Genomic DNA, 13,842 nt, shown 5'->3' with positions numbered 1-13,842 from the left:
GACACGCGAGGCACCGGGTAGGCGCCGCCGGGTCTTCCCGCGCTTCCCGGAGGGAAGGGCGGCTCCGCCTTCCGTACGTATGTGAGGCAGGTAACTTCCCGGTGTTTCACACAACAATCCGGCGCTAGACCTTCCAAACAACGGGTGAACGAAGATCTAATGCGGAGGTTCCCATCCCCCGAACCACTAAGGACGGTGCACATGGGCGCGCACCTTCCCCCGCGCTCCGAACGAGCAGGGGGCACCCCCACCGCCGCAACGGTCCCCGCCGCCGGCGATCCCGGCCACGGACCCGCCCACGGGCAGTCACCGGACGGACTCAAGGCCGGGCTGAAGAACCGCCATCTGTCGATGATCGCCATCGGCGGGGTCATCGGGGCCGGCCTGTTCGTCGGCTCCGGCGCCGGGATCGCGGCCGCCGGCCCGGGCATCCTGCTCTCGTACGCCCTGACCGGCCTGCTGGTCGTGCTGGTGATGCGGATGCTCGGGGAGATGGCCGCGGCCTCGCCCGCCTCGGGGTCGTTCTCGGCCTATGCGGACCGGGCGCTGGGCCGCTGGGCGGGCTTCACCATCGGCTGGCTGTACTGGTTCTTCTGGTCGGTGGTGCTGGCGGTCGAGGCGACCGCCGCGGGGGCGATCCTCACCGGCTGGGTGCCGGCCGTCCCACAGTGGGCCTGGGCGCTGCTGGTGATGATCGTGCTGACCGGCACGAACCTGGTCTCGGTCGGCTCGTTCGGCGAGTTCGAGTTCTGGTTCGCCGGGATCAAGGTCGTGGCGATCGTGGTGTTCATCGTGGTCGGCGCGCTGGCGATCTTCGGGCTGCCGCCGGGCGACCACGCCGCGGGGCTGGCCAACCTGACCGGGCACGGCGGGTTCCTGCCGCACGGTCCCGGCGCGATCCTCTCCGGCATGCTGCTGGTGGTCTTCTCCTTCATGGGCAGCGAGATCGTCACGCTGGCGGCCGGCGAGTCGCCCAACCCGGTGCAGGCCGTGCGCAAGGCCGTCAACAGCGTGATCTGGCGGATCGCGCTGTTCTACATCGGCTCGATCGCGGTGATCGTGACGCTGCTGCCGTGGAACGACCCGGCGGTGCTCAAGAGCCCGTACGTGGCGGTGCTGGAGTCGCTGGACATCCCGTACGCGGGCACCGTGATGGACGTCGTGGTGCTGACCGCGGTGCTGTCCTGTCTGAACTCCGGGCTGTACACCGCCTCCCGGATGGCGTTCTCGCTCGGTCAGCGGGGCGATGCGCCGAAGTCGTTCGCCACCGTCAACAAGGGCGGGGTGCCGGCGGTGGCGATCGGGGCGTCGGTGGCCTTCGGCTTCATCGCGACGATCTTCAGCTACACGTCGAAGGACACCATCTTCCAGTTCCTGCTGAACTCCTCGGGCGCGGTGGCGCTGTTCGTCTGGCTGGTCATCTGCTTCTCGCAGCTGCGGATGCGCCGGACGCTGGAGCGGGAGACGCCGGAGCGGCTGACGGTGCGGATGTGGCTGTACCCGTGGCTGACGTACGCCACGATCGCGCTGATCGTCTTCGTGGTGGGCTACATGTTCTACAGCCCGGACGGCCGGGAGCAGATGGTGCTGTCGGTGGTCGCGGCCGTGGTGGTGCTGGCGGTCGGGCTGGTGCTGGAGCGGCGCCGGCCGCGGGAGAAGTCGGCCGTCGCCGGCGCGGGCACCGCGGAGGCCGTCGCGGCCGGGACCGCGGACAAGCCGTAGCGGACGGACGCGTAACGGGCCGGGCCCCGCACCCCCTTGTCGAGGGGTGCGGGGCCCGGCCCGTTACTCCGTGGTCTCAGCCGCGGCGGCCGGCCAGCTTCCAGGCGGTGGGCAGCGCGCCCATCGCCAGCGCGGCCTTGAGGGCGTCGCCGACCAGGAAGGGGACCATGCCCACGGCAACGGCCTGCCCCAGGGACATCCCGCCGCTCAGCGCCAGGTAGGGGACGCCGACGCCGTAGATCACGGCGGTGCCGGCGGCCATGGTGGCGGCGGTGCGCAGCACTCCGCGGTCACCGCCGCGGCGGGCGAGCGCGCCCACCAGGCCGGAGGCGAGCAGCATGCCGACGATGTAGCCGAAGGTGACACCGCCGGTGCCGGAGGCGCCGCCGGCGAACCACGGCATCCCGGCCATGCCCGCCAGGGCGTAGAGCGCGAGCGAGAGCAGTCCGCGGCCGGTGCCGAGCGAGGCGCCGACCAGGAGGGCGGCGAAGGTCTGACCGGTGACCGGGACCGGGGAGCCGGGGACCGGGACAGCCATCTGGGCCGCGATGCCGGTGAGCGCGGCGCCGCCGACCACCAGCGCGGCGTCGCGGACGCGGGCGCGGGTGGCGGTCGAGGCGGTCGGCAGCAGGTCGGCCAGGACCGTACCGGTGGGGGTGACAGCGGCAGTGCTCATCGGAACTCCGCGAGGTGTGAGAAGGGTCGGGACGGGTCGGGACGCGATGACGTTAGTCCAGGGAGCCCGAGACGATCATCGTGTGGCGGTGACAAAGCCGCACCCGCCGCCTTGGAGAGTTCCGAACATCGCGCCGAATGCCAGGCGTTGACGGGGTGAGCGGCGTCTTCGCAGGTCACGTGATGCTCATCACGGCCGGGGCCACTCCAAGACGTCGGTTTTGTGGTAGCGCGCACGGTGCGGTGACACTGGGTCCCGCCCCGCGGCGACCTGTGGAGTTCCCCCAAACTCCCTGCGGTCCCGCCCGCCCCTCCCCTGGTGAGAGTCACACACCCATGCACGACATATCGACCACTGCCGAACGGCCCCCGCTCGGCGAGGGCTCCGGCGAGAAGGAGCCGCTGTCCGGTGGGCTCAAGCAGCGCCATCTGACCATGCTGGGCCTGGGCGGGGTGATCGGCGCGGGCCTGTTCGTGGGGTCCGGCGCGGGGATCTCGGTGGCCGGTCCCGGCATCGTGCTGTCGTATCTGATCGCGGGCGCGCTGGCGATGCTGATCATGCGGATGCTCGGCGAGATGTCCGCGGCGATGCCGGCCTCCGGCGCGTTCTCGGTGCATGCGGAGCGGGCGCTGGGCCGCTGGGCCGGGTTCAGCGTCGGCTGGCTGTACTGGTTCCTGCTGGTGGTGGTGCTGGCCGTGGAGGCCACCGGCGCGGCGCAGATCGCGTCCGGCTGGGTGCCCGCGGTGCCGCAGTGGGGCTGGGTGCTGCTCTTCATGACCGTGTTCACGGTGGCCAACCTGGCGGCGGTGAAGAACTTCGGCGAGTTCGAGTTCTGGTTCGCCACGCTGAAGGTCACCGCGATCGTGCTGTTCCTGGCGCTGAGCGTGCTGGCGATCTGCGGAGTGCTGCCGGACACCGCGCCGGTCGGGCTGACCAACCTCACCGGGCACGGCGGGTTCCTCCCGCACGGCTGGGCCGGGGTGGTCTCCGGTGTGCTGGCCGTGGTGTTCGCCTTCGGCGGCCTGGAGGTCGTCACCATCGCGGCGGCCGAGTCGGACGACCCGGCGCGCGCGGTGGGTCGGGCGGTGCGCAGCGCGGTGTGGCGGATCCTGTTCTTCTACGTCGGCTCGATGCTGGTGATCGTGGCGCTGCTGCCGTGGAATGCGCTGCGGCCGGGGCAGAGCCCGTACGTGGCGGTGCTGGACAGCATCGGGGTGCCGGGTGCCGGGCAGATCATGAACATCGTGGTGTTCGTGGCGCTGCTGTCGGCGCTCAACGCCAATCTCTACGGCTCGTCGCGGATGGTCTTCTCGCTGGCCGAGCGGGGCGAGGCGCCGCGGGCGCTGTTGCGGGTGTCGGACGGCGGGGTGCCGCGCCGGGCGGTGCTGGCCTCGGTGGCGTTCGGCTTCGTCTCGGTGCTGCTGAATCTGAAGTGGCCGGATTCGGTCTTCCTCTACATGCTCAATGCGGTCGGCGCGGTGCTGCTGTTCGTCTGGGGCCTGATCGCGGTGTCCCAGCTGCGGCTGCGACCGCGCATCGAGCGCGAGGCGCCCGCGAAGCTGGTGCTGCGGATGTGGGCGTTCCCCTATCTGACCTGGGCCGCGCTGGTGGCGATGGCCGCGGTGATCGTGCTGATGCTGACCGATGACGGGGCCCGCCCCCAGCTGCTGTGGTCGGCCGGGGCGACCGGCGCGGTGCTGCTGGTGGCCGGCGTACGGGAGTTGCGGGCCCGCCGGGGCCGGACGGCCGACGCGGCGGGCTGAGCCGCCCGCCGGCGGGCCGGACCGGATCCCGTGGTCCCGCAACCACGTCGCAGGCCGGCCGATCCGCCGGCGGACGGGCCACCCCGGAGAGACGGACGTCACACCGCGTCGTAATCGACGATGATTCAGGCACGCTCGGTGACGATCGCGTCTGAATACCGAACATCTGCTGCACGACTGTTGCCCTGAGCGGACACCCACACCGACACTGGGCCAGCTTTGCCGAGGACCCCGGAGTTGCGCCGTCGGCAGCCCAGCGCAACCCGAGGCCCCGGCAGGGGTCCGGGGGGCTGGTGGCACCGCCGCACCGGTCGCGGTTCCGGGAGAACGCAGTAACGCCTTGCTCCGCTCTCACCTACTGGGACAGGTACGACATGAATCGGACACCCTCGTCCGCCGCAGCCGCGCACGAGCAGACCAGCGCGCTGCACGGCGCCGGCCCCGATAGTGGCCCCTCGCTGTCCAACGGCCTCAAGCAGCGCCATCTGTCGATGATCGCGCTGGGCGGGGTGATCGGCGCGGGCCTGTTCGTGGGCTCGCGGGAGGGCATCGCCGCGGCCGGCCCGTCGATCGTGCTGGCCTACGCCGTCTCCGGCGCGCTGGTCATGCTGATCATGCGGATGCTCGGCGAGATGGCCGCGGCCAACCCGGCCTCCGGCTCCTTCTCCGTGCACGCCGAGCGCTCCATCGGCTCCTGGGCCGGTTTCACCGTGGGCTGGATGTTCACCGCGCTGCTGTGTGTGGCGGTAGCCGCCGAGGCGCTGGGTGCCGCGGATGTGATGCACCAGTGGTTCCCGGGCACCGAGCCCTGGATGTGGGTGCTGCTGTTCATGGTGGTCTTCACCGGCACGAACCTGACCGCGGTCTCCAACTTCGGTGAGTTCGAGTTCTGGTTCGCCGCCCTGAAGGTCGCGGCGATCGGCATCTTCCTGGTCCTGGGCGTGCTGGCCATCCTCGGCGTGCTCCCCGGCACCTCCGCGCCCGGCACCTCACACCTCACCGGCGACGGCGGGTTCCTGCCCAAGGGCGTGGACGGCCTGATGGTCGGTCTGCTGGCGTCGGTGTTCGCGTACGGCGGTCTGGAGACGGTGACCATCGCGGCCGCCGAGTCGAAGGACCCGGTGCGCGGGGTGGCGAGCGCGGTGCGCACCGCGATGTGGCGGATCGCCCTGTTCTACGTCGGCTCGATGGCCGTGATCGTCACCGTGATCCCCTGGAGCGCCCCGTCGATCGCCAAGTCCGGCCCGTACGTGGCGGTGCTCGACTACCTGAAGATCCCGGCGGCCGGCCAGATCATGAACGTGGTCATCCTGGTGGCGCTGCTCTCCGCGGTGAACGCCAACATCTACGGCGCCTCGCGGATGGCGTACTCGCTGATCTCCCGCGGCCAGGGACCGGCCTTCCTGGGCAAGGTCAGCGGCGGCGTGCCGCGCCGGGCGGTGCTGATGTGCGCGGCCTTCGGCTTCGTGGCGGTGCTGCTCAGCTTCTGGTGGCCCGACACGCTCTTCCAGTGGCTGCTGAACATGGTCGGCGCGGCCGTCCTGGTGGTGTGGGGGTTCATCGCGGTGGCCCAGCTGCGGATGCGGCGCCAGCTGGAGCGTACGGCTCCGGAGAAGCTCGTGGTGAAGATGTGGGCCTTCCCGGTACTGACCGTGGTGGCGCTGATCGGCATCGTCGGGGTGCTGCTGCTGATGCTGCGGGACGAGAACCAGCGCATCCAGCTGCTGTTCACCGGCGGGTTCGGGGTGGTGCTGGCCGTGATCGGGCTGGCGCGGCAGCGGATGCTGGGCAAGGGCGCCGGGACGCCCGGGCAGTAGCGCCCACCTGACCTCTCCGTAAGGCGGGGCGGGACCTCCTTCCGAGGTCCCGCCCCGCCTTACGTCTTTGGGACCAGGCTCCAGCCCATAACCGGCCGATGATCCCTGCTGCTGGTAGCGTGCTCTTGCACATCGATTGCAATTACTGCGAATGCGCAGCTTGGAGGCGGGATCGGCATGGCGACCTACACACTTCCGGAACTCCCCTACGACTACTCGGCGCTGGCCCCGGTCATCAGCCCCGAGATCATCGAGCTGCACCACGACAAGCACCACGCGGCCTATGTGAAGGGCGCGAACGACACCCTGGAGCAGCTCGCCGAGGCCCGTGACAAGGACCAGTGGGGCAGCATCAACGGCCTGGAGAAGAACCTCGCGTTCCACCTCTCCGGCCACATCCTGCACAGCATCTACTGGCACAACATGACCGGCGACGGCGGCGGTGAGCCGCTGGAGAAGGACGGGGTGGGCGAGCTGGCCGATGCCCTCGCCGAGTCCTTCGGCTCCTTCCAGAAGTTCAAGGCCCAGCTGACGAAGGCGTCGGCCACCACCCAGGGCTCCGGCTGGGGCGTGCTGGCCTACGAGCCCGTCACCGGCCGGCTGATCGTCGAGCAGATCTACGACCACCAGGGCAACGTCGGCCAGGGCTCGGTGCCGATCCTGGTCTTCGACGCCTGGGAGCACGCCTTCTACCTGCAGTACAAGAACCAGAAGGTGGACTTCATCGAGGCCATGTGGAAGGTCGTCAACTGGCAGGACGTGGCCAAGCGGTACACGGCCGCCAAGGAGCGCGCCAACAACCTGCTGCTGGCCCCGTAACACCGCCGCAGACGTCCTGCCTCGTGATCGTCTTCTCACCCTTCACCGGGCAGGCGGAAGAAAGGAGCGCCCCCGCACGTCCGATACGTGCGGGGGCGCTCCCATGGGTGCCGGACGGCCGGGCTCAGTCGAAGAGCGGGCCCTGCGTCCGGGTCCGCTTGATCTCGTAGAAGCCGGGGATGGACGCCACCATCAGCGTGCCGTCCCAGAGCTTGGCGGCCTCCTCGCCCTTGGGGGCGGGGGTGACGACCGGGCCGAAGAAGGCGATCTGGTCGCCGTCGGAGCCGGGGACCGCGATGACCGGGGTGCCGACCTCCTGGCCGACCAGGTCGATGCCCTCCTTGTGGGAGGCGCGCAGCTCGGCGTCGTAGGTGTCCTTGTCGGCGTACTCGATCAGCTCGGCGGGCAGGCCCGCGTCGCTGAGCGCGGCGGCGATGCTCTCGGGGTTCACGCCGAGGCCCTCGTTGTGGATACGGGTGCCGAGCGCGGTGTAGAGCCTGCCGACAACCTCGTCGCCGTGCAGCTGCTGGGCGGCGATCACCACCCGGACCGGGCCCCAGGCCTTGCCGCCGGGGCGCATGTTCTCGCGGTACTGCTCCGGCAGCTGGTCGAGCTTGTCCTCGTTGAGGACCGCCAGGCTCATCACATGCCAGCGCACCTCTACCGGGCGCACCTTCTCCACCTCCAGCATCCAGCGGGAGGTCATCCAGGCCCAGGGGCACAGGGGGTCGAACCAGAAGTCTGCCGGGGTCTTCGCGGTCTCGGGCACGGTTGCTGTCTCCTCATGAGAGCGGTGCTGCGTCGGTTCTCGGACGTGGTGGGACGTAAAAGGTTCAACAGCCGGCGGGCGTGCCATGATTCCCCGTGTTCGATATCCGAGGCGAGGACGAGGGAGTCACGTGGTGCCAGGTGAGAATCTGTCCCGGGACGAGGCACGTCAGCGGGGCCGGCTGCTGAACGTCGAGGCCTACGACGTGGCGCTCGATGTCCGCTCAGCGGTCGCGCAGGGGTCGGAAGCGGCCACCTTCCGGTCGCGTACGGCCATCCGTTTCCGCTGCACGGAGCCCGGTGCCTCGACCTTCGCGGACCTCCTGGCGCCCGAGGTCACCTCCGTCACGCTCAACGGCCGGGAGCTGGATCCCGCCGTGGTCTTCGACGGCACCCGGATCGCGCTGGACGGCCTGGCCGCCGAGAACACCCTGGTCGTCGACGCGCAGTGCGCCTACAGCCGTACCGGCGAGGGCCTGCACCGCTTCGTGGACCCCGAGGACGGCGAGGTCTACCTCTACACGCAGTACGAGCCGGCCGACGCCCGGCGGGTCTTCGCGAACTTCGAACAGCCCGACCTCAAGGCCCCGTTCACCTTCGAGGTGACCGCGCCCGAGGGCTGGGTGGTGCTCAGCAACGGCGCCGGGGAGGGCGCGGACGAGCAGGGCCGGCACCGGTTCGCGACGACGCAGCCGATCTCCACGTACATCACCGCCGTGGTCGCCGGCCCGTACCACTACGTCTCCGACCGCTACCACCGCACTTTCGAGGACGGCACCGAGCTGGAGGTCCCGCTGGGCGCGCTGTGCCGCAAGGGGCTGGCCAAGCACTTCGACGCGGACGACGTCTTCACCGTCACCAAGCAGGGCCTGGACTTCTTCCACGACCACTTCGACTTCCCCTACCCCTTCGGGAAGTACGACACCGCCTTCGTGCCGGAGTACAACCTCGGGGCGATGGAGAACCCGGGCTGTGTCACCTTCCGCGAGGAGTTCATCTTCCGCGGCAAGGTCACCGAAGCGTCCTACGAGCGCCGGGCCAACGTCATCCTGCACGAGATGGCGCACATGTGGTTCGGCGACCTGGTGACCATGCAGTGGTGGGACGACCTGTGGCTGAAGGAGTCCTACGCGGACTTCATGGGCGCCTTCGCACAGGTGGAGGCGACCCGGTTCAGCAACGGCTGGATCACCTTCGCAGGCCGCCGCAAGGCCTGGGCCTACCGCGCCGACCAGCTGCCCTCCACCCACCCGGTCACCGCCGACATCCGGGACCTGGAGGACGCCAAGCTCAACTTCGACGGCATCACCTACGCCAAGGGCGCCGCGGTGCTCAAGCAGCTGGTGGCGTACGTGGGACAGGAGGCGTTCCTGGAGGGCGCCCGGCGCTACTTCAAGCGGCACGCCTACGGCAACACCCGGCTCACGGACCTGCTGGCGGTGCTGGAGGAGACCTCCGGGCGGGACCTGGCGGCCTGGTCGCGGTCCTGGCTGGAGACGGCCGGGGTCAACTCCCTGACCCCGCAGGCCACCTACGACGCCCAGGACCGGATCACCGAGCTGAGCATCCTCCAGGAGGCCGCGCCCGAGCACCCCGAGCTGCGGCCGCACCGGGTCGCGGTGGGGCTCTACCGGCGTGAGAACGCGGACGAGGCGCTGGTGCGCTACGCCCGCGCCGAGGTGGACGTGGCGGGGCCGCGGACGGTGGTGCCGGAGCTGGCCGGTCGGGAGCGGCCGGAGCTGATCCTGGTCAACGACGATGACCTGACGTACTGCAAGGTCCGGTTCGACGAGGGGTCGCTGGCCACCCTGCGGGCCCGGCTGGGCGACCTGACCGACCCGATGGCGCGGGCGCTGTGCTGGGCCGCGCTGTGGGGGCTGACCCGCGACGGGCTGATGCCGGCCCGGGACTACCTCGACCTGGTGCGGCGGTTCGCCGGCCACGAGACCGACATCGGCGTCCTGCAGTCGCTGCACGGCCAGGCACAGACGGCCCTGGAGTTCTACTCCGCGCCGGACCGCCAGGAGCTCGCCGCCCGCGAACTGGCCGAGGGCGCCCGGCACGAGCTGCGGCTGGCCGCGCCCGGCAGCGGCCACCAGCTCACCTGGGCCCGGCACTTCGCCGCGATCGCCGCCACCCCGGCCGATCTGCAGCTGCTGGGGGGCCTGCTGGACGGCACCGCGAAGATCGACGGCCTGGAGGTGGACCAGGAGCTGCGCTGGGCGCTGCTGGAGCCGCTGGTCGCACACGGCGCCGCCGGCGAGGCGGCGGTGGACGAGGAGCTGGCCCGCGACGACACCGCCTCCGGCAAGCGCTACCAGGTGCGCTGTCTGGCGGCCCGGCCCTCGGCCGAGGTCAAGGAGCGGGCCTGGGCCGATGTGGTCGAGTCCGACGCGCTCTCCAACGCCCTGGTGGAGGCGACGATCGCCGGGTTCGCGCAGACCGGGCAGCGGGAGCTGCTGGCGCCGTTCGCCCCGCGCTACTTCGCGGCGATCGAGCGGGTGTGGCAGGAGCGGTCGATCGAGATCGCGATGTCGGTGGTGCGCGGGCTGTTCCCCGCGTGGCTAGTGGAGCAGTCCACGCTGGACGCCACGGACGCCTGGCTGGCCGAGCACCCGCAGGCGGCGCCCGCGCTGCGCCGGCTGGTGCTGGAAGAGCGGGACGACCTCGCCCGCGCACTGCGGGCACAGGCTTGTGACGCGGGGGCCGGTGCGCGGCCGTAACCCCTGCGCGACCAGCCCTTTCGGCAGTCGAACGCCCGTACTTTAGCCCAGAATTGTCCGGGTTGCGGTACGGGCGTGTAACAGCGGTTAGGGGGCGGAGTGGGCGCGGGAATCGCCACGGCATGAACCACGACACCCCGCTCTCCCCGCTCCCCCTCCACCACCTCTCCGGCCTGCGCAGCCGCGTTTTGACGACGCGTCAGCTGCGAGAGCACGGCGTCCCGGCCGCGGAGCTCACCGAACGCTGCCGCCCCGGCGGCTGCTGGCAACAGGTGCTGCCCGGCGTCTATCTGCTCCACCCCGGGGCGCCCACCAGCGAGGAGCGGCTGCATGCGGTGCTGCTGTACGCCGCCCACCGGGGCACGACCGTGCCGCAGCAGACCGGCCCGTCCGGCGAGCCCCCGGCCGCCATGATCACCGGTCTGGCGGCGCTCGCCCTGCACGGCTTCACCGAGGCGCCGCCGCTGCTCGGCCTGGCCCGCATCGAGGTGCTGGTCGCCCGCACCCGGCGGCTGCGCTCGACGGGCTTCGCGCAGATCGTCCGGGCGGTGGACCTACCGGCACCGCAGGAGATCACCGGGGTGCTGACCGCGCCGGTCCCGCGCGCGCTGGCGGACGCGGTCGCCGGGCTCACCGACGCCTCGGCGGTGCGCCGGCTGCTGACCGAGGCGGTGCGCGGCGGGCACTGCGAGGCGGCCGCGGCGGTACGGGAGCTGAGCCGGGCCCGGCTGCTGACCCGGCCGCACGTGGTGGACGCGGTCGACACCCTGCTCGCCGAGGGCCGGGCGCTGGCCGAGCAGCGGCTGTACGCGGTGGTGCGCGGGCACGGACTGCCCGAACCGCTGTGGAACGTCGACCTGCGGCTGCCGGGCGGGCCGCAGCTGGGCGGGGTGGACGCCTTCTGGCCGGAGCACGGGGTGGCCCTGGAGATCGACACCCGCGCGCCGCGCCCCGAGGAGGACCCGCTGCACTCGGCCTTCGACCACAAGCGGGAGCACCTGGAGCGGCTGGGCATCACCGTGGTCCGCTGCCTGCCCCGCACCCTGCGCGAGGCCCCCGAACAGCAGGCCGCGGTGGTCCGCACCGCCCTGATGGCAGCACCGGACCGGGAGCCGAGCGCATATGTGGTGGTGCTGCCGCGCTAGTGCGGCCGGTGCGGGTGCCGGGCGCGGAAGAAGTGACGAGGTCGCGGCCCCTTGCGCGGTGGCCTCGTCGTGCACCTCCCTGCCGGGCCACGTCGCCTAAACACGGCCGCCTAGACACAGCTGATCGGCCCGCCCGGCGCCGGCCGGTAGAGGTACCAGACCACGAAGAGCTGGCGGGCCAGCAGCGGGACGTCCAGCGTGAGGGCGGCCAGCGCCAGCCTTCCCTGCCAGCCCTGGCCCACCCAGGTGCCGTGCCGCCGAGCCACCCGGACGTGCCACCAGAACACCGCGAGCGTGAGAACCCCGCAGGCCAGCGAGCCGTAGGCGCTCAGGTAGACCTGCCAGGTCAGCGGCAGGTCCCCGCAGTGCGCCCACTCCGCGGCGGTGTGCGCGTCGTCGGCCTTCCCGTACGCCGCGAGACCGCACAGGCCGAGCAACGCGAACAGCTTTATCACCTCAGCCCCTGGCCCTTCGCGGCCCGGCGTCGCCCCGCCCGGTGGGTCAGTGCCGCTTGAGGAGGAGTTCGACGTTGCGGTCCCGGGCGGTGCCGGCCAGGTCCGTGCGGGCCTCGGGGGCGTTGTAGGAGAGCTCGCGGTAGAGGGCGGCCAGTCCGGTCTGGGAGAGGTCGGTGAAGTCCGTGCGGTGCGGGGCGGCCGACTCGACCAGGGTCGTGATCAGGGACAGCGTGCCGTCGTGGTTGTCCACCAGCTCGATGACCCGGGCCAGCTGCGGGAAGTCGATGTGCGAGGCGGTGGAGACCTCCCAGAAGCTGCCGTGCGGGGTGATGTCGTTCTTGTGGCTGTGGCCGTTGATCCAGCCGACGACGCTGGGGTGGGCGGACAGCAGCTCGACCAGCTCCGGACCGCCGTGCCGCTTCTCGTGCGGGTGGGCCGGGTCGGGGTTGGTGTTGTTCATGGTCTTGCTGGTGTGGTGGCTGAAGACCAGCACATGCGCCTTCTCGCCCTTCTCGTTCGCCTTCAGCGTCCGCTCCAGCCAGCGCAGCTGGGCCTCGCCGACGGAGCCGGTGTAGTGGCCGCCGGGGTCGGTGGTGTCCAGGCTGATGCCCAGCACGTCGTCGGAGATCCGGAAGGTGTAGTAGAGGCGGTTCTCCGCGAGGTTCGCCGCGGTGTAGCCGTGGCCGTGCGGGCCGGGGCCGGTGTGCGCCGGGTCGAGGTGGGCGCGCAGGTACTCGGCGCGGGTGAAGGGGGCCCGGCGCTCGTCCGGGGTGACCCGCCTGGCCTGCTTGGCGTGGCTCTTCAGCAGCCGCTTGAAGTCCGCGCCCTTGGGGTCGAGGCCGTCCTTGACCGCCTTCCAGACCTTCGCGGCCTCGGCGGCCGGCAGGGTCTCCAGCTTGTGCCCGCCGGTGGCGATCTCGGTGAAGTACGGGTCGCCGGGGGCGTAGCAGCCGCCGGGCAGCGAGTCGTGGTTGCCGACCGTGGAGTACCAGGGCAGGTGCAGCCCCGGGCTGTGGACGGTGCGGATCGCCGCCTCCAGGAAGCCGTGCAGCTGCGGGAAGCCGCGCTTCTTGTCGGCGTCGCGCAGGGCACTGTCCGGTTGCCAGTACAGGTTCAGCCCGCTGTCCTGGACGCCCTCGTAGCGGCGCGGGTCGCCGGAGTTGGGGGTGATCCGGCCGCCGCTCATCGCGGTGAGGAACCACTCCAGCTCCAGCTTGGAGTTGTTGTCGGTGTTGTCGCCGGTGGTCATCACGAAGGACAGCGGGGCGCCGGTGGCGGGCCCTCCGGGGAGCGCGTTGACCCGCTCGATCAGCGAGACCACGCCGGCGACCGACAGGGCCTCCTGGGGCCGCCAGGCGCTCGCGGTCTCGGCGCGCAGGTACTCGTACCGCAGCGGGCTCTGCACATCGACCAGGTGCAGGTCGGTGAACTGCACGAACGACGCCAGCGCGGTGCGCCGCCGCTCCCGCCCGCCGTGCGCGGCGGCCAGCTCGGCGCGGACCACCCGGTCCCAGGCCGGGCCGTCGGCGAGCCGCCGGTAGCCCGCGCTGCCGCGCGGGGTGGAGACGCTGCCGAGGGTGGTGCCCTTGGTGTACGGCACCCGGGGCACCGCGGGGGCGTCGACGGACACCGGGGCGGCCGGGGCCGGACCGGGGGCGACGGTGGCCGCCTCGGCCGGCCGGCCCGGGCCGACGCCGAAGGCGAGCCCGAGCCCGGTGGCGGCGCCGACGGCACCGGTGGCGGTGAGGAACGTACGGCGGTCGAGAGGGGCGGCGGACCGGATACGGGACATACGCGAGGCTCCCCGAGTGCGAACACGACGGCGTCCGGGCAGCACAACTGCCCTGTCACCAGCGATGGTTGGCACCGGGAGTGACCTGTGCGTGAACTCCGCCGCAACGCCGGGAACCCATCACCGCACAGGGATCTGCCGGTTACCGGGCGGTCACCGAAC

At 71.5% G+C, this 13,842-nt stretch carries 10 protein-coding genes; 6 read left to right on the top strand and 4 right to left on the bottom strand.

What is annotated here, in order from left to right:
- Positions 1 to 201: 201 nt before the first annotated feature.
- A complete protein-coding gene (locus AB0G84_RS00815) occupies positions 202 to 1,722 on the top strand; it encodes an amino acid permease (RefSeq protein WP_361313540.1) in 1,521 nt (506 codons plus the stop codon).
- 76 nt (positions 1,723 to 1,798) lie between these two features.
- Here AB0G84_RS00815 and AB0G84_RS00810 read toward each other — a convergent pair whose 3' ends face one another.
- The gene (locus AB0G84_RS00810; RefSeq protein ID WP_361313537.1) at positions 1,799 to 2,398 is read right to left on the bottom strand and encodes a biotin transporter BioY; all 600 of its coding nucleotides are present in this window, start codon (positions 2,396 to 2,398) and stop codon (positions 1,799 to 1,801) included.
- A gap of 335 nt (positions 2,399 to 2,733) precedes the next feature.
- Here AB0G84_RS00810 and AB0G84_RS00805 point away from each other — a divergent pair, with 335 nt between their 5' ends.
- The 3 genes from AB0G84_RS00805 to AB0G84_RS00795 all read left to right on the top strand — a co-directional run bounded on the left by AB0G84_RS00805 (position 2,734) and on the right by AB0G84_RS00795 (position 6,797).
- Positions 2,734 to 4,161 carry an amino acid permease gene (locus tag AB0G84_RS00805; RefSeq protein WP_361313534.1) on the top strand — a complete coding sequence of 476 codons (1,428 nt, stop codon included), beginning with the start codon at positions 2,734 to 2,736 and terminating at the stop codon, positions 4,159 to 4,161.
- A 374-nt stretch (positions 4,162 to 4,535) separates the two neighbouring features.
- Positions 4,536 to 5,978 (top strand): amino acid permease, encoded by a 1,443-nt coding sequence (locus tag AB0G84_RS00800; RefSeq protein WP_361313531.1) that lies wholly within the window; start codon positions 4,536 to 4,538, stop codon positions 5,976 to 5,978.
- Positions 5,979 to 6,155: 177 nt separating this feature from the next.
- Positions 6,156 to 6,797, top strand: coding sequence for a superoxide dismutase (locus AB0G84_RS00795; protein WP_361313528.1), 642 nt, complete (start codon positions 6,156 to 6,158; stop codon positions 6,795 to 6,797).
- 124 nt (positions 6,798 to 6,921) lie between these two features.
- On the opposite strand, the gene AB0G84_RS00790 is transcribed toward AB0G84_RS00795, so the two are convergent.
- Positions 6,922 to 7,566, bottom strand: coding sequence for a DsbA family protein (locus AB0G84_RS00790; protein ID WP_361313525.1), 645 nt, complete (start codon positions 7,564 to 7,566; stop codon positions 6,922 to 6,924).
- Between the two features lie 133 nt (positions 7,567 to 7,699).
- Between AB0G84_RS00790 and pepN the strand changes: the two genes are divergently transcribed.
- A complete protein-coding gene (gene pepN / locus AB0G84_RS00785; RefSeq protein WP_361313522.1) occupies positions 7,700 to 10,288 on the top strand; it encodes an aminopeptidase N in 2,589 nt (862 codons plus the stop codon).
- A gap of 122 nt (positions 10,289 to 10,410) precedes the next feature.
- Positions 10,411 to 11,433, top strand: coding sequence for a hypothetical protein (locus AB0G84_RS00780; RefSeq protein WP_361313519.1), 1,023 nt, complete (start codon positions 10,411 to 10,413; stop codon positions 11,431 to 11,433).
- A gap of 110 nt (positions 11,434 to 11,543) precedes the next feature.
- Here the strand turns inward: AB0G84_RS00780 and AB0G84_RS00775 are convergent, their stop codons facing one another.
- The gene (locus AB0G84_RS00775) at positions 11,544 to 11,888 is read right to left on the bottom strand and encodes a hypothetical protein (RefSeq protein WP_361313516.1); all 345 of its coding nucleotides are present in this window, start codon (positions 11,886 to 11,888) and stop codon (positions 11,544 to 11,546) included.
- A gap of 46 nt (positions 11,889 to 11,934) precedes the next feature.
- Entirely contained in the window at positions 11,935 to 13,680 is a 1,746-nt protein-coding gene (locus AB0G84_RS00770) for a TIGR03767 family metallophosphoesterase (protein WP_361313514.1), read from the bottom strand.
- Positions 13,681 to 13,842: the final 162 nt, after the last annotated feature.

The sequence above is a fragment of the Streptomyces sp. NPDC020742 genome, from assembly GCF_040641675.1.
In the GTDB taxonomy this organism is placed as follows: Bacteria; Actinomycetota; Actinomycetes; order Streptomycetales; family Streptomycetaceae; genus Streptomyces.
The sequence above is the reverse complement of the archived record's forward strand: the minus strand, read 5'-3'. Positions and strand labels throughout refer to the sequence as shown.

Coding starts and splice junctions, on each gene's coding strand:
- AB0G84_RS00815 (WP_361313540.1), top strand. CDS start 202: ATGGGCGCGCACCTTCCCCCGCGCTCCGAACGAGCAGGGGGCACCCCC.
- AB0G84_RS00770 (WP_361313514.1), bottom strand. CDS start 13,680: ATGTCCCGTATCCGGTCCGCCGCCCCTCTCGACCGCCGTACGTTCCTC.
- AB0G84_RS00795 (WP_361313528.1), top strand. CDS start 6,156: ATGGCGACCTACACACTTCCGGAACTCCCCTACGACTACTCGGCGCTG.
- AB0G84_RS00810 (WP_361313537.1), bottom strand. CDS start 2,398: ATGAGCACTGCCGCTGTCACCCCCACCGGTACGGTCCTGGCCGACCTG.
- AB0G84_RS00800 (WP_361313531.1), top strand. CDS start 4,536: ATGAATCGGACACCCTCGTCCGCCGCAGCCGCGCACGAGCAGACCAGC.
- AB0G84_RS00805 (WP_361313534.1), top strand. CDS start 2,734: ATGCACGACATATCGACCACTGCCGAACGGCCCCCGCTCGGCGAGGGC.
- AB0G84_RS00780 (WP_361313519.1), top strand. CDS start 10,411: ATGAACCACGACACCCCGCTCTCCCCGCTCCCCCTCCACCACCTCTCC.